Below are 13,685 nucleotides of genomic sequence, written 5' to 3'. Positions count from 1 at the left end.
ACATGTCGACCATGCTCGAGGTCAAGGGCCTCACGCACAGCTACGCCGAGAAGAAGCACGCCCACGTCGCGGTCGCCGACCTCGGTTTCACCGTCGAGGCCGGGCAGCTGGCCTGCATCGTGGGACCGTCCGGCTGCGGCAAGTCCACGCTGCTGCGCTGCATCGCCGGGCTGATCAAGCCGACCGGCGGTTCGGTCCGGCTGCACGACGACGAGGTTGACGGGGTGCCCGAGGACCTGGCCGTGGTGTTCCAGGACTACAGCCGGTCCCTGTTCCCGTGGCTGTCCGTGCGGCAGAACGTGGAGTTCCCGCTGCGCTGGCGCGGTCTCGACCGCGCCGAGCGGCGGGCGCGCGCCAAGGAGGCGCTGGGCTGGGTGGGACTGTCCGGAGTGGACGACAAGTTCCCGTGGCAGCTCTCCGGCGGCATGCAGCAGCGCGTGTCGATCGCCAGGGCGCTGGCGAGCAGGCCCGCCCTGCTGCTGATGGACGAGCCGTTCGCCTCGGTGGACGCGCAGACCCGGTTCGAGCTCGAGGACCTGCTGCGGCGGGTGCAGCGCGAGCTCGGCAGCACGGTGCTGGTGGTCACCCACGACATCGACGAGAGCGTCTACCTCGGCGACCGCGTGCTGGTGCTGTCGAAGTCGCCCGCCTCGATCGTCGCGGACCTGCCGGTGGGCCTGCCCGCCGAGCGGGACCAGATCACCACCAGGGAGTCGGCGGAGTTCGTCTCGCTGCGCGGTGAGGTCGCCCGGCTGCTGCACGGCGGCACGCCCGGCGAGTCGGCCGAGGAACTGGCCGGGCGCGACCTCGCCGAGGCCGAGGCCGCCGAAGAGCACGCCGGTACCCGGGCCAAGGAGACGCTCTAGTGCACTGCCTGACCGAACGCCAGCAGGGTTTCGTCGACCGGGCCGCGGTGCTCGCGGACCGGTTCGCCGAGCGGGCGCAGCTCCACGACCGGGAGAACACCTTCCCGCACGAGAACTATGAGGACCTGCGCGAAGCGGGCTTCCTCCAGTTGTCCGTGCCCGCCGAACTGGGCGGGGAAGGAGCCGAACTGGCCGACATCCTGCCGGTGCTCGAGCGGCTGGCGATGGGGGACGGGGCCACCGCGCTGGCCTTCACCATGCACCTCTCGCCGCTCGGGCAGTGGGGCAGCGTGTGGCGCCGGACCGGCAACCCGCGGCTGGAGGCGCTGCTGCGCCAGGCCAGCGAGGGCACGCTGGTGTGGGCGTCGATCACCAGCGAGGTGGGCCTGCGCAACGACATGACCGACGCGCTGACCAAGGCGGTCAAGGTGCCCGGCGGGTTCACCCTGAGCGGGCGCAAGAGCTTCGCCACCAACTCCGCGGTGGCCACGCACTGCTCGACCACCGCCCGGTACGAGGACGCCGAGGGCGGCCCGCGCGTGCTGCTCTGCCAGATCGCGCTGGACCAGCCAGGGGTCCGGATCCACCAGACCTGGGACACGCTCGGCATGCGCGGCACGCAGAGCAACGACGTCGAGCTGTCCGAGGTCTTCGTGCCGGACGAGGCCGTGGTCCACTCGCTGCCGGTGAACCACCTGGACGCCCGGGTGCTGGAAACCGTGTGGGCCTGGGCGATGCCCGCCTTCTCCGCCACCTACACCGGGATCGCGGCCGGCGCGCTGGACTTCGCCGTGCAGCGGCTGACCAAGCGCGGCAGGCCGATCGACCCGGTGGTGCAGGACGCCATCGGCGAGTGCACGATCCTTCTCGAGAGCTCGCGGGCGCTGATGTACCGGCACGCCGAAGAGGTGGCCAGCCGCAGGCTGTTCGACCTCGGCGTGCAGGAGGCCACCGCGCGCTGCGCCCTGGTGAAGTACGTGGCCAGCAACAACGCGGTCAAGGTGCTCCAGCGGCTGGTCGACGTGATCGGCGGCATGTCCTACACCAGGGCGCTGCCGTTCGAGCGGATGTGGCGCGACGCGCAGGCGGGCACCTTCATGCCGATGGGCAACCTGGCCGCGCGCAAGCTGATCGGGGCGAGCGCGCTCGGCGTGCGGACGGCCCCGTCGATCGGCTTCGCCGAGACGGGGCACGACAGCCGCGCCAAGGAACCCGCCCCGGCGCCGTAGGTCCTCAGTAGAGCTTGGGCGGGTCCGGGTCCACCCGGACCTGCACCAGGTTCGGACCGTCCGCGTCGAGCGCCTCGGCCAGCGCCGACTTGACCTCTTCGGGCGTGGTGGCCAGGCGCGCGGCGCAGCTCATGCCGGTGGCCAGCGCGGTGAAGTCCAGGCCGCCCAGTTCCACGCCCGGCAGCTTCTCGGCGCCCTCGCCGAGGATGCTGACCGCGGCGTACTGGGAGTTGTCGAGGATGACGAAGGTGATCGGCAACTGCTCCCGCGCGGCGGTCCACAGTGCCTGGATGGCGTACATGCTGGACCCGTCGCCGAGCACGGCCACCACCCGCCGGTCGGGACGGCCGATGGCGGCGCCGACCGCGGCGGGCAGGCCGTAGCCGAGCGTTCCACTCGCGACGGTGAGGAACCCGGCGTCCGTGGCGCGGATGGGCAGGTGGTCGTGCAGGGCGCCACGCTGGCTGGGGGTCTCCTCGACCACCAAGGCGTTGGGCGGCAACAGTTCGGCGAGTGTGGCGAAGACGTAGGCCGGGCTCACCGGGGTGGTCGCCGGCGGGCTCGACGGGCGCTGCCGGGGCTCGGGCGCGGAGCGTTCGCCCGGGGCGACGGTGTCGAGCAGTTGGCGCAGCACCAGTTTCGCGGTGGCACGGACCCCCACGCCGATCGGCGCCCTGGCCAGGATCTGCTCGTCGTCGCTGACCACGAACAGCGGCGGCAGTTCGAGTTCGGCCTCACCTCGGTGCACGTGGTAGGTGAACGCCGGGGCACCGAGCACCACCACCAGGTCGTGCCCGCTGAGCGCGCGGGCCAGCGAATTGCGCTCGGGGTCGAGGAAACCGAGGAACAGCGGGTGGTCCTCGGGGAAGGAACAGCGGGAGCTCATCGGGCTGGCCCACACACCGGCGCTCAGCCGCTCGGCCAGTTCCACCAGTTCACCGACTGCCGCGTCGCCGTCCACCGCGGGCCCGGCCACCAGTGCCGGGGTGCGGCTGGCCGCCAGAGCGTCCGCCAGTTCCCGCACCGCATCCGGATCGGCGGAGAACCCGCGGATCCGGGGCCGTGCCTCGATTTCCGTGGCTTCCGCGTTCCAGTCGTCGGCGGGAACGGAGACGAAGACGGGACCCTGGGGGTGCTGGGTGGCGATGTGGAAGGCGCGGGCGAGCGCGGCGGGCACGTCCTGCGCGCGGGCCGGTTCGCAGCTCCACTTCACGTAGGGGCGCGGGAATTCCGTGGCACTGGACGCACCGAGGAACGGGTCCTCCGGCATCAGCGAGCGGACCTGCTGCCCGGCGAGCACGATCATCGGCGTGCGGTTGCGGAAGGCGGTGAAGATCTGCCCGAGGCCGTGGCCCACGCCGCCGGCCGAGTGCAGGTTCACCAGCACCGGGCGGCGGGCCGACTGGGCGTAGCCGTCGGCCATCGCGACCACGACGGACTCCTGCAGGCCCAGCACGTAGCGGAAATCGCCGGGCCAGTCGGTGAGGAACGGGATCTCGGTGGTGCCGGGATTGCCGAAGACCGTGGTCAGCCCCAGTTCCCGCAACAGCGTCCTGGTGACTTCGCGGACCGTCCGACCTGTGCCGCCTGTGCTCATCGACTTCCCTCCACCGCGGTTGCCGTTACGCCACAAAGTATCCTCTGCCACGTCGTGCCGATCCGGGAGGGAGCCGCCCGCTGAGCCCGCTGCGCCACCGCGACTTCCGCCTGGTCCTGGCGAGTACCACGCTGCTGTTCTCCGGTTACGCGCTGCTGTTGTCCGTGGTGCCGTTGTGGGTGGTGCACCGGGGTTCCGGCGAGTTCGCCGCGGGCGCGGCGACCGGGGTGTTCATGGGCGCGACGGTCGCCGCCCAGTGCGTGGTGCCGGTGCTGGCCGCGCGGTTCGGCTACCGGCTGGTGACCGCGGCGGGCGGCCTGCTGCTCGGCCTGCCCGCGCCTCTGCTTCTGCTGACCACGGACTGGCCCGGCATCCTCGGCGTCTCTTTGGTGCGCGGCCTCGGGTTCGGCCTGGTTTCGGTGTGCGGCAGCGCGTTGATCGGCGAACTGCTGCCCGCGTCCTCGGCGGCCCGGGGTTCCGGCTGGTACGGCCTGGCCACCGGGGTGCCGCAGTTGCTCGGGCTGGCGATCGGCACGTGGGCGGCCGGTACCTGGGGCTTCACCCCGGTCTTCCTGATCGCCACGGCGTTGCCGCTGGCCGGGGTGCTGCCGGTGCTGTTGCTGCCGAAGTTGCTCCCCGAGGACAGCGGCCTGGAGGTGCGCTGGTCCGTGGTCACCACCCGGACCTGGCGGCCGGGGCTGGTGCTGTTCAGCGGCGCGGTCGGCTTCGGCGCGATGGCCACCTTCGTGCCGCTCGTGCTGAACGGCCCGGCCGCGGCGGTCTCGGCGACGTTGTTCGTGGCGACCGGCGCGGCGCTGCTCGGCCGGTGGTCGGCCGGCCTGTTCGCGCACCGGGTGCGCGGTTCGGGGCGGATGCTCGGCGTGGCGACGGTGGTGGTCGGCGTGGGCATGGCGGTGTTCGCGGTGACCGCGCCCGTCGGCGGCGCGTGGGCGCTGACCGCCGCGATCGCCGGTGGCGCGGTCTTCGGCGCCGGGTTCGGCGTGGTGCAGAACGACGCGCTGGTGGTGATGTTCGCGCGGGTCTCGCCCGGTGCGGCCGGGGTGGTCTGGAACCTGGCCTTCGACGCCGGGCAGGGCGCGGGCGCGGTGCTGGTGGGCGCGATGCTCGCCGGGCTGGGACCGGTGGGCGCGTTCGGCGTCCTGGCCGGGTTCGCGCTGGTCCTGCTGCCCGTCGGCCGCGCCGCCCGGGTGACCGGTTAGCCTGGTGGAGTGCCTCGTGTCGTGATCCTGGACTACGGTTCGGGCAACCTCCGGTCCGCCGAACGCGCCGTGCGGCGCGTCGGAGCCGATGTCGAAGTGACCGCCGACGCCGCCGCGGCCCTCGCCGCCGACGGCCTGGTGGTGCCGGGCGTCGGTGCTTACTCCGCGTGCATGGCGGGGCTGCGGGAGGTCCATGGCGAGCGGCTGATCGGCAAGCGCCTCGCCGGTGGCCGCCCGGTGCTCGGCATCTGCGTCGGCATGCAGATCCTGTTCGAGCGCGGGGTCGAGCACGGCGAGGAGACCGAAGGCGCGGGCGAATGGCCCGGCACGGTCGACGGGCTGACCGCGCCGGTGCTGCCGCACATGGGCTGGAACACCGTCCGCGCTCCGGCCGAGTCGCGGCTGTTCGCCGGGCTGGACGCCGGGACGCGCTTCTATTTCGTGCACTCCTACGCCGCCCGTTCGTGGGAACTGGACTCCGGCCTGGCGGGGCAGCAGCCCCTGGTCACCTGGGCCCACCACGGCGAGGACTTCGTCGCCGCGGTGGAGAACGGCGCCCTGTCCGCCACCCAGTTCCACCCGGAGAAGTCCGGGGACGCCGGCGCCACCCTGCTGGAAAACTGGCTCCGCACCCTGTGACACCGCCCGGGCGGGGGTCCGCTCCGGGTTCTATAGTTGCCGCGTGACTTTCCAGCTGCTTCCCGCCGTTGACGTCGCCGACGGGCAGGCCGTGCGCCTGGTCCAGGGCGAGGCGGGCACCGAGACCTCGTACGGCGATCCGCTGGAGGCCGCGCTGGCCTGGCAGCGGGACGGGGCCGAGTGGGTGCACCTGGTCGACCTCGACGCCGCCTTCGGCAAGGGGTCCAACCGCGAGCTGCTCGCCCGCGTGGTCGGCGAGCTGGACGTGCAGGTCGAGCTCTCCGGCGGCATCCGCGACGACGCCTCGCTCGACGCCGCGCTGGCCACCGGCTGCCGCCGGGTCAACCTCGGCACCGCGGCGCTGGAGGATCCGGAGTGGACGGCCAAAGTGGTCGCCACCCACGGCGACCGCGTGGCGATCGGGCTCGACGTGCGGATCACCGACGCCGGGCACCGGCTCGCCGCCCGCGGCTGGACCAAGGACGGCGGCGACTTCTGGGAGGTGCTCGAGCGCCTCGACCGCGACGGCGCCCAGCGCTACGTGGTCACCGACGTGAGCAAGGACGGCACGCTGCAGGGCCCCAACATCGACCTCCTGCGTGAGGTCACCGCGCGCACCGACGCCGCGGTGATCGCCTCCGGCGGGGTGTCCAGTTTGGACGACCTGCGGGCGCTGGCCACGCTGGAGCGCGACGGGGTCGAGGGCGCGATCGTCGGCAAGGCGCTCTACGCCGGCGCGTTCACCCTGCCGGACGCGCTGAACGCGGTCCGCTCCTGAAGCCTCACCCGTCGAGGGTGATCGCGATCCCGATGGTGCGCTGACGGCCGCGCAGCCTGCTGAAGAACATGGTGACCTGGCCCACGATGCCGTACTTGCGCGCGATCGCGCTGCGCACGCGTTCGGTCTCGGGCTCGTCGAGCAGCCGCGCCTGCCCGGAGACCTTGTCGCCGTGGGTCTTCTTGCCGCCGAAGTCGCTGGCCTGCACGGCGACGCGGTTGTCGTTGCGCAACCGCTTCACCTTGCCCGCGGTGCGCTGGCTCCACAGCACCAGTTCGCCGCCTTCGCGCGCGATCCACACCGGGGTCGGCACCGGGGTGCCGTTCTTGCGGAAGGTGGTGACCACCACGTACTTCTCCGCGGCCAGCCGTTCCAGCTCGGATGCCATGGTGGTCACCGTACCCGCGCGGCCGGATCAACGCCGCAGGTAGACGAACCCCGTCGTCGGGCCGCCCTGTTCGGGACGTCGCTCGCCGTCGTGCAGCACGAGCAGGCCACGCGGGAAGCCGGGTAGCGGGGTCGTGGTGACCGCGGCGCCGTCGGAGTGCTCGACCGAGTCGGTGCGCGAGGTGCGGCCGACGGAGAACTCGGACAGCACCCGGTTGCCCCCGGTGCGGTCGTAGACGACGAAACGCGAGTCGCCCTGGCTGGAGGCGTAGAGCTGCCCGGTGCCGTGCGGGCCCTCGGCGATGGTCAGGCCCTCGGCGTCGGCGGTCAGCCGGGTGCCGCCGAAACCCGGGTCGGGGCCGTCGGGCACGCACTCCTCGGTTTCCTCGTCGTAGCGCGCCGGGGCGCCGAAGGAACGCACCTTGTCCATCAGTACCGGCTCGCCGCCGAGCGGGATGCGCCAGATCCCGACGTCCTCCTGCGCGGCGTAGAGCACCCCGTGCGCGGCGTCCAGCGCCATGCCCTCGACCTGCGGCCGTTCACCCGGCTCGGCGCAGGGTGTCCAGGATGTGCCGTCCGGCAGGGGGAACCGGTCCGGCAGATCCACTGTGGACAGCGCTTTGGTGCCGACCCGGCCGCCGGGCAGGTCGACCAGTTCGAGCAGGGCGACGCGCGTCTCGTGCCGCCTGCTCACCGCGATCACCCGCCGGTCGCCGAGCTTCGCCGCGCTCAGGCCGTACGCCGTGCGCTGTTCGTCCACTTCGGACTCGTCGGCGGAGAACACCGGTGGGGCGGCGGGATCGGTGACCTCGGTCAGCACCGGCTGCCGCCGGGGATCGACGCGGTAGACGCGGATCCGGTCGCGCCCGCGGTCGCTGACCACCGCGAGGTCGCCGAGCACGTCGACGTTGTTGAACCGGCCGGGCGCGGCGCCAGGGGCCGGCGGCGGGGGAGCGGGCAGCGTGGCCACCTCGCGGCCGCGCAGGTCGAAGACGGCGAGCCCGCCTTCCTTGAGCGTGCCGAGCACGAGGCTGCGGGCGGGGTCCGCGCGGTCGACCCAGATGGCCGGGTCGTCGGCGTCGGCGTTGGCCGGGGTGGCTGCCGGGTCGTCGACGAAGGCCCTGGTCTGCAGGACCGGCCGGGGTGCCTGGGCCGCCTGCGCGGGGGTCGCGGTGACGAGGAGGGGGACGAGGAGGAGCAGCGGCGTGAGGCGCATCCCCGGACGGTAGCCCCGCGGGGTTGCCGTCGGGTGAACGCGCGGGCCCGGCACGTACCCTGATCGGCATGTCCGTAGCGGTGAGGGTGATCCCGTGTCTCGACGTGGACGCGGGACGGGTGGTCAAGGGCGTCAACTTCGCGGATCTGCGCGACGCCGGGGATCCGGTCGAACTGGCGCGCCGGTACGACGCCGAGGGCGCCGACGAACTGACCTTCCTCGACGTGACCGCCTCCTCCGGCGACCGGGAGACCACCTTCGACGTGGTGCGCCGGACAGCCGAGCAGGTGTTCATCCCGCTCACCGTCGGCGGTGGCGTGCGCACCAACGACGACGTGAACAAGCTGCTCCGGTCCGGCGCGGACAAGGTGAGCATCAACACCGCGGCCATCGCCCGGCCCGAGTTCCTGCACGAGGCGTCGCGCCGGTTCGGCTCGCAGTGCGTGGTGCTCTCGGTCGACGCGCGCCGGACGCCGGAAACCGCCTCCGGCTTCGAGGTGACCACGCACGGCGGCCGCAAGGGCACCGGGATCGACGCGGTGGAGTGGGCGGCCAGGGGCGAGGAGCTCGGGGTCGGCGAGATCCTGCTCAACTCGATGGACGCCGACGGCACCAAGGTCGGCTTCGACCTCGAACTGATCGCGCTGGTGCGCAAGGCGGTCCGGGTGCCGGTGATCGCCAGCGGCGGGGCCGGTGCGCTGGAGCACTTCCTGCCCGCGGTGGAGACCGGGGCGGACGCGGTGCTCGCCGCCAGCGTGTTCCACTTCGGACAGTTGAAGATCGGTGAGGTCAAGGACGCGCTGCGGGCCGGCGGGGTGGAGGTCCGATGAGCCGGTGGCAGGCCGCGCTCGAGGTGAAGGTGATCACCGGGCTGCTGGTCGGCATCGCGCTGGTGCACATCGTGCTGTCGCTGGTGCTGCTGTCCGCGCCGGGTTCCACCGTCCGGGTGCTGTTCGTGCCGGTGACCAGCCTGCTCCTCGGCGCGATCGTGGCGGGCGGGCTCGCCGCGCCGGACCGGTTCCCGCGGTACGGGCGGTTTTCGCGGTACATCGGGTACGCCGTGGTCGGGATCATGGCCCTGCAGCACGCGTTCGGCATGCTGGCAGGGACGCTGTGGTGGCTGCGGATCTTCTTCGGGCTCGCCGCGGCGGGCTACATCTACGCCGGGGTGCTGCTGAGCAGCCGCCCGGTGCTGCGTCACGTGGGGAGCGCGAAGGCGTGAACGTTGCCGAACGCATCAAGTTCAACGACGACGGGCTCGTCTGCGCGGTGGTGGTCGACCACGAGAGCAACGACGTGCTGATGGTCGCCTGGATGAACGCCGAGGCGCTGGAACTGACGCTGACCACCCGCCGCGGTACGTACTTCTCCCGCAGCCGCGGGAAGTTGTGGGTCAAGGGGGAGACCTCCGGGCACGTGCAGCACGTGCGGGAGGTCCGCCACGACTGCGACGCCGACACCCTGCTGGTGCGGGTGGTCCAGGAGGGACCCGCCTGCCACACCGGCACCCGGACCTGCTTCGACACCGACGCCCGCCGCCTGCTCTGACCAGTGCTAATGTACAGGTGTTCAGAAACTCTGTGCGGAAGGCGGCGCGGTCATGCGAGTGGTGGCGGAGGTGCTGGTCGGGCTGGTCGCCCTGATCCACGGCTACATCCTGGTGCTGGAGATGTTCCTCTGGAAGGGGCCGCGCGGGCGCAAGGCGTTCGGCCTCACCCCGGAGTTCGCCTCGCAGACCGCGTCGCTCGCGGCGAACCAGGGGCTGTACAACGGCTTCCTCGCCGCTGCGTTGGTCTGGGGGTTGATCGCCGCGGACCCGATGGGGTTCCAGTTCCAGGTGTTCGGGCTGGTGTGCGTGATCGTCGCCGGGCTCTACGGGACGGTCACGGCGAACCGGCGCATCCTGTTCGTGCAGGCGCTGCCCGGTGCGCTGGCGCTGGTGGCGGTACTCATCGCGGGGTGACCGGGTGAGCGCCGACCCCCGCGTCGCCCGTACCCGCGCCCGGCTGCACGAGGCCCTGTTCGAGGCCTGTGCGGACCGCCCGCTCGGCGAGGTGAGCGTGGCGGAGGTGACCCGCCTCGCGCGCGTCTCGCGCGGCACGTTCTACCTGCACTACGAGGACCTTTCCGCGCTGGCTGTGGGTGCGAGCGCGGAACTGGTGCGCGACGCGGTCGACGCGCTGCATGCCTCGGATGACCCGCCGGCGGTCCTGACCGGGTTGCTCGGCTCGATTTCGCAGCACGCGAACGTGTACCGGGGGCTGATCGGGCCGGGTGGCGGTGGGCCGCTGGGTGAGGCGCTGCACGGTGAGCTGCGGGACCGGGCGCTGGTCGAACGGCGGAAGCGGGCTGTTCAGCCGGGGGACGAGGCGATCGCGAGTGCGGTGGCGGCGACTTTTACCGGGGTTGTGGCGGGGTGGTTGCACGGGCGGGTGCCTGGGTCGGCTGGTGAGGTGGCGGGGCGGATTTGGGGGATGGTTGTGGCTCTTCATCGGTCTTTGTAGGGGCTGGGGCCCGCCCCGGTTTTTTAGTGTGACTACGGCGAAGGCCTCCATGTCAAGGCGGGAAAGATGCCTTGACATGGAGGCCTTCGCCGTGTTCTTGGCTGTGGACCGGGGTGGGGTGGGGGATCTGGGCGGGCTTCTGTTGGGTGCCCCGGGCGCGAGTTGTGATGGGGGTGGTGGGGCGCCTTGGGCGCCGTGAATGTGGCTTTCACGGCGGAATGTGCCGTGAAAGCCACATTCACGGCACTGCGGCGGGGAGGCGGGAGGGCGAGTGTCACGAATGTGGCTTTCGAGACGTCGGGCGTCCCGAAAGCCACATTCGTGACATCGGAGGAGGAGGGGGCTGCTAGTCCAGGTCGCCGGTGAGGTACCGCTGCAGGGTGGGGGCGATGGCGGCGATGATCTCTTCGCGGTCCGCTGAGGCCATCGGTTCGAACTTCGCCACGTACCGCACCATGCCCATGCCGACCACCTGCGAGGCGCACAGCACCGCGCGGAACTGGAGGCGGTCGGAGCTGACCCGGTCGGCCAGTCTGACGAAGATGTTCTCCAGGAACAGGTGCCGCAGCGCTCCGGCGACTTGTTCGTGTCCGGCCACGCTTCGGATCAGGGCGGCGAAGGCGCCGCCGCCGCTTTCGTCCCAGCGGGTGATGAAGGTGCGCACGATCCGCTCGCCGAGCTCCTCCACCGGGCCTTCCTCGAAGACCTGGGAGAAGAGCTGGACCGGGTCGAACGGCAACTGGAGCACAGCTTGGGCGAACAGTCCCTGCTTGCCGCCGAACCAGTGGTTCACCATGGCCGCGTCCACCCCGGCGCGCTGGGCGATGGCGCGGACGGTGGCGCCCTCGTAGCCCAGTTCGCCGAACAGGTCGCGGGCCGCGGTGAGCATCGCTTCACGGGTGTCCTCGCCGGCGGGGCGGCGGCCCCGGCGCTTGGCGGCCGCCGGTTTCGGGGTCGTCATGGCGCCATCATGCCTCTCCGTGCCGGGTCTGCCGGTAATAGTTCAACGCTCAATGAATTGTACACGCGGGTGGACCGCGCGCCGGTACCCACGGGTATACCCACGCGGCCGGGGGCGCGACGGCACAATGAGGCGCATGGTCAGCTCGCGCACCGACACCGCCGCTTCCGCCGTCGCCACCGGCCTCGGCGCGGTCAGCCCCAGCCGGGAGGAGTTCCGGGCCCTCGCCGAGTCGCGCCGGGTCGTCCCGGTCGTCCGCCGCCTGCTCGCCGACGGCGAGACCCCGGTCGGGGTGTACCGCAAGCTCGCCGCCGACCGGCCGGGCACCTTCCTGTTCGAGTCGGCGGAGAACGGCGCCTCCTGGTCGCGCTGGTCGTTCGTCGGGGTGAACAGCCCGGCGGCGCTGACCGTGCGCGACGGCGAGGCCGTCTGGACCGGCACGCCACCGGTCGGCCTGCCCTCCGACGGCGACCCGCTGACCGTGCTGCGCGCCACGCTGGAGGCGCTGCACACCGAACCGCTGCCCGGCCTGCCCCCGCTGACCGGCGGCCTGGTCGGCTACATCGGCTACGACGCGGTCCGCTGGCTGGAGAAGCTGCCCGAACTGGCCGAGGACGACCTCAAGATCCCCGAGCTGACCATGCTGCTGGCCACCGACCTCGCCGCGCTGGACCACCACGAGGGCACGGTCACGCTGATCGCCAACGCGGTGAACTGGGACGACTCGCCCGAGCGGGTCGACGCGGCCTACGACGACGCGCTCGCCCGGCTCCAGCGGATGACCGACCAGCTCGCCGTGCACGCCCCGGCCACCAACGCGGTGTTCGACCGCCCGGCGCCGCGGTTCACCCGCCGCCGCAGCAAGGCGGACTTCCACCAGGCCGTGGCGAAAGCGGTCGAGGCGATCAAGGCCGGTGAGGCGTTCCAGGTGGTGCCCTCGCAGCGGTTCGAGATCGAGACCGGCGCCGACGCCCTCGACATCTACCGCGTCCTGCGCACCTCCAACCCGAGCCCGTACATGTACCTGCTGCGGATGGAGGGCTTCGACATCGTCGGCTCCAGCCCGGAGTCGCTGGTGACCGTGCGTGACGGTCGGGCGACCACTCACCCGATCGCGGGCACCCGGTGGCGTGGCGCCGACCCCGAAGAGGACGCGCAGCTGGCCAAGGACCTCCTCGCCGACGAGAAGGAGCGCGCCGAGCACCTGATGCTGGTCGACCTCGGCCGCAACGACCTGGGCAAGGTGTGCAAGGCGGGCACCGTGCGGGTGGTCGACTTCTTCACCATCGAGCGCTACAGCCACGTGATGCACATCGTGTCCACCGTCACCGGCGAACTGGCCGAAGGCAAGACCGCCTTCGACGCCGTGACCGCCTGTTTCCCGGCCGGGACGCTTTCCGGCGCGCCGAAAGTCCGCGCGATGGAGCTGATCGAGGAATTGGAGCCGACCCGGCGGGCGTTGTACGGGGGAGTGGTCGGCTACCTCGACTTCGGGGGCGACGCCGACACCGCCATCGCCATCCGCACCGCGCTGGTGCGCGATGGGCTGGCGTACGTGCAGGCAGGTGGCGGGGTGGTGGCGGACTCCGACCCCGGCTACGAGGACAACGAATCGCTGAACAAGGCCCGGACCGTGCTGTCGGCGGTGGCCGCCGCGCAGACCCTGGCACCGGCCGGGGTGATCGAGGAAGCGGGTGACCCCGCTGGTGTCTGACTCCGGCGACAAGCGTCCTCTGTGGACGATCGTGGTGCTGCTCGGGCTGGGCGCGCCGGCGCTGTGGGGCGCCTCGCGGCTGACCTGGTTCGAACGCCCCCGCTCCGACCTGCCCGGGGTGCCACCGCAGGTGGTGACCGGGGCGGACCACCTGCCCGCGCTGGTGCCGCTGGCCGTGCTGGTGGCCGCCGGGGTGGCCGGGCTGGTCGCCACCTCGGGCTGGGCCCGCCGGGTGGTGGCGCTGGTGCTCGCGGGCACCGGCCTGGCCGCGTGCCTGGTCGTGCTGCTGAACCTCGGTGGCGGGCCGCGCTTCACCGGGTGGGGCCTGGCCGTGCTCGGCGGCCTGCTGGTGCTGGCCGGTGGCGGGCTCGGCGTGCGTGAGGCGGGCCGGTTGCCGCGCCTGGGCGCCAAGTACTCCGCACCGGGTGGGAAACGTCCCGCCCGCGACGCCGATACAGAGCTCTGGGACGCGTTGTCCGACGGCCGGGATCCCACGACCGGTCGATGAGGGTTGACAAACCGACGATGGACCCGGGACCGGCCGGTTAAACCGCGCGGGTTAGCATCTTTCCGG

At 72.2% G+C, this 13,685-nt stretch carries 16 protein-coding genes; 12 read left to right on the top strand and 4 right to left on the bottom strand.

Translation table 11 applies throughout. The annotated features are described in order from the left end of the window. The first annotated feature begins 2 nt into the window (after positions 1–2). Both JOM49_RS38215 and JOM49_RS38210 read left to right on the top strand, forming a co-directional pair. A complete protein-coding gene (locus JOM49_RS38215; protein WP_209669109.1) occupies positions 3–866 on the top strand; it encodes an ABC transporter ATP-binding protein in 864 nt (287 codons plus the stop codon). Next, positions 866–2,095 (top strand): acyl-CoA dehydrogenase family protein, encoded by a 1,230-nt coding sequence (locus JOM49_RS38210; RefSeq protein ID WP_209669107.1) that lies wholly within the window; start codon positions 866–868, stop codon positions 2,093–2,095. The genes JOM49_RS38215 and JOM49_RS38210 overlap by 1 nt, the downstream gene beginning before the upstream one ends. A 4-nt stretch (positions 2,096–2,099) precedes the next feature. On the opposite strand, the gene mdlC is transcribed toward JOM49_RS38210, so the two are convergent. Continuing rightward, a complete protein-coding gene (mdlC, locus tag JOM49_RS38205) occupies positions 2,100–3,692 on the bottom strand; it encodes a benzoylformate decarboxylase (protein WP_209669105.1) in 1,593 nt (530 codons plus the stop codon). Between mdlC and JOM49_RS38200 the strand changes: the two genes are divergently transcribed. The 3 genes from JOM49_RS38200 to priA are packed head-to-tail and all read left to right on the top strand — an operon-like array spanning position 3,683 to position 6,329. Continuing rightward, positions 3,683–4,912, top strand: a complete 1,230-nt coding sequence (locus tag JOM49_RS38200) for an MFS transporter (RefSeq protein WP_504740037.1) — start codon at positions 3,683–3,685, stop codon at positions 4,910–4,912. The genes mdlC and JOM49_RS38200 overlap by 10 nt on opposite strands. A gap of 9 nt (positions 4,913–4,921) precedes the next feature. Beyond that, positions 4,922–5,551, top strand: coding sequence for an imidazole glycerol phosphate synthase subunit HisH (gene hisH / locus JOM49_RS38195; protein WP_308159012.1), 630 nt, complete (start codon positions 4,922–4,924; stop codon positions 5,549–5,551). Between the two features lie 43 nt (positions 5,552–5,594). After that, positions 5,595–6,329, top strand: coding sequence for a bifunctional 1-(5-phosphoribosyl)-5-((5-phosphoribosylamino)methylideneamino)imidazole-4-carboxamide isomerase/phosphoribosylanthranilate isomerase PriA (priA, locus tag JOM49_RS38190; protein ID WP_209669103.1), 735 nt, complete (start codon positions 5,595–5,597; stop codon positions 6,327–6,329). Between the two features lie 4 nt (positions 6,330–6,333). On the opposite strand, the gene JOM49_RS38185 is transcribed toward priA, so the two are convergent. Further along, positions 6,334–6,717: a PPOX class F420-dependent oxidoreductase gene (locus JOM49_RS38185; protein WP_209669101.1), complete on the bottom strand. Its 384-nt coding sequence runs from the start codon at positions 6,715–6,717 to the stop codon at positions 6,334–6,336. Positions 6,718–6,744: 27 nt separating this feature from the next. Then, positions 6,745–7,932 (bottom strand): phytase, encoded by a 1,188-nt coding sequence (locus JOM49_RS38180; protein ID WP_209669099.1) that lies wholly within the window; start codon positions 7,930–7,932, stop codon positions 6,745–6,747. 68 nt (positions 7,933–8,000) lie between these two features. Between JOM49_RS38180 and hisF the strand changes: the two genes are divergently transcribed. From hisF to JOM49_RS38155, 5 genes are read left to right on the top strand one after another with little or no spacing between them, the layout of a single operon-like run. Then, positions 8,001–8,762 carry an imidazole glycerol phosphate synthase subunit HisF gene (gene hisF, locus JOM49_RS38175; protein WP_209669097.1) on the top strand — a complete coding sequence of 254 codons (762 nt, stop codon included), beginning with the start codon at positions 8,001–8,003 and terminating at the stop codon, positions 8,760–8,762. After that, the gene (locus JOM49_RS38170; RefSeq protein WP_209669095.1) at positions 8,759–9,154 is read left to right on the top strand and encodes a hypothetical protein; all 396 of its coding nucleotides are present in this window, start codon (positions 8,759–8,761) and stop codon (positions 9,152–9,154) included. The genes hisF and JOM49_RS38170 overlap by 4 nt, the downstream gene beginning before the upstream one ends. Beyond that, on the top strand, positions 9,151–9,480 hold the full coding sequence (gene hisI / locus JOM49_RS38165; protein WP_282772777.1) for a phosphoribosyl-AMP cyclohydrolase: 330 nt from the start codon (positions 9,151–9,153) through the stop codon (positions 9,478–9,480). Before JOM49_RS38170 ends, hisI begins: the two co-directional genes overlap by 4 nt. Positions 9,481–9,532: 52 nt before the next feature. Further along, positions 9,533–9,895 (top strand): DUF1304 domain-containing protein, encoded by a 363-nt coding sequence (locus tag JOM49_RS38160; protein WP_209669091.1) that lies wholly within the window; start codon positions 9,533–9,535, stop codon positions 9,893–9,895. A 4-nt stretch (positions 9,896–9,899) separates the two neighbouring features. Then, on the top strand, positions 9,900–10,436 hold the full coding sequence (locus JOM49_RS38155) for a TetR/AcrR family transcriptional regulator (RefSeq protein ID WP_209669089.1): 537 nt from the start codon (positions 9,900–9,902) through the stop codon (positions 10,434–10,436). A gap of 346 nt (positions 10,437–10,782) precedes the next feature. Here JOM49_RS38155 and JOM49_RS38150 read toward each other — a convergent pair whose 3' ends face one another. Beyond that, complete coding sequence (locus JOM49_RS38150; RefSeq protein WP_209669087.1) at positions 10,783–11,397, bottom strand: TetR/AcrR family transcriptional regulator; 615 nt, start codon at positions 11,395–11,397, stop codon at positions 10,783–10,785. Positions 11,398–11,533: 136 nt separating this feature from the next. Between JOM49_RS38150 and JOM49_RS38145 the strand changes: the two genes are divergently transcribed. Both JOM49_RS38145 and JOM49_RS38140 read left to right on the top strand, forming a co-directional pair. Beyond that, entirely contained in the window at positions 11,534–13,111 is a 1,578-nt protein-coding gene (locus tag JOM49_RS38145; protein ID WP_209669085.1) for an anthranilate synthase component I, read from the top strand. After that, complete coding sequence (locus JOM49_RS38140) at positions 13,104–13,619, top strand: Trp biosynthesis-associated membrane protein (protein WP_282772772.1); 516 nt, start codon at positions 13,104–13,106, stop codon at positions 13,617–13,619. The genes JOM49_RS38145 and JOM49_RS38140 overlap by 8 nt, the downstream gene beginning before the upstream one ends. The last annotated feature ends 66 nt before the right edge of the window (positions 13,620–13,685 follow it).

The organism is Amycolatopsis magusensis (assembly GCF_017875555.1).
Classification (GTDB): domain Bacteria; phylum Actinomycetota; class Actinomycetes; order Mycobacteriales; family Pseudonocardiaceae; genus Amycolatopsis; species Amycolatopsis magusensis.
This window is presented reverse-complemented; position numbering and strand designations above follow the sequence as displayed.

Excerpts from the sequence above, each read along its gene's own strand:
- JOM49_RS38215 (WP_209669109.1), top strand. The coding sequence starts at position 3 with ATGTCGACCATGCTCGAGGTCAAGGGCCTCACGCACAGCTACGCCGAG.
- mdlC (WP_209669105.1), bottom strand. The coding sequence starts at position 3,692 with ATGAGCACAGGCGGCACAGGTCGGACGGTCCGCGAAGTCACCAGGACG.
- JOM49_RS38185 (WP_209669101.1), bottom strand. The coding sequence starts at position 6,717 with ATGGCATCCGAGCTGGAACGGCTGGCCGCGGAGAAGTACGTGGTGGTC.
- JOM49_RS38180 (WP_209669099.1), bottom strand. The coding sequence starts at position 7,932 with ATGCGCCTCACGCCGCTGCTCCTCCTCGTCCCCCTCCTCGTCACCGCG.
- hisF (WP_209669097.1), top strand. The coding sequence starts at position 8,001 with ATGTCCGTAGCGGTGAGGGTGATCCCGTGTCTCGACGTGGACGCGGGA.
- JOM49_RS38170 (WP_209669095.1), top strand. The coding sequence starts at position 8,759 with ATGAGCCGGTGGCAGGCCGCGCTCGAGGTGAAGGTGATCACCGGGCTG.
- JOM49_RS38160 (WP_209669091.1), top strand. The coding sequence starts at position 9,533 with ATGCGAGTGGTGGCGGAGGTGCTGGTCGGGCTGGTCGCCCTGATCCAC.
- JOM49_RS38150 (WP_209669087.1), bottom strand. The coding sequence starts at position 11,397 with ATGACGACCCCGAAACCGGCGGCCGCCAAGCGCCGGGGCCGCCGCCCC.
- JOM49_RS38145 (WP_209669085.1), top strand. The coding sequence starts at position 11,534 with ATGGTCAGCTCGCGCACCGACACCGCCGCTTCCGCCGTCGCCACCGGC.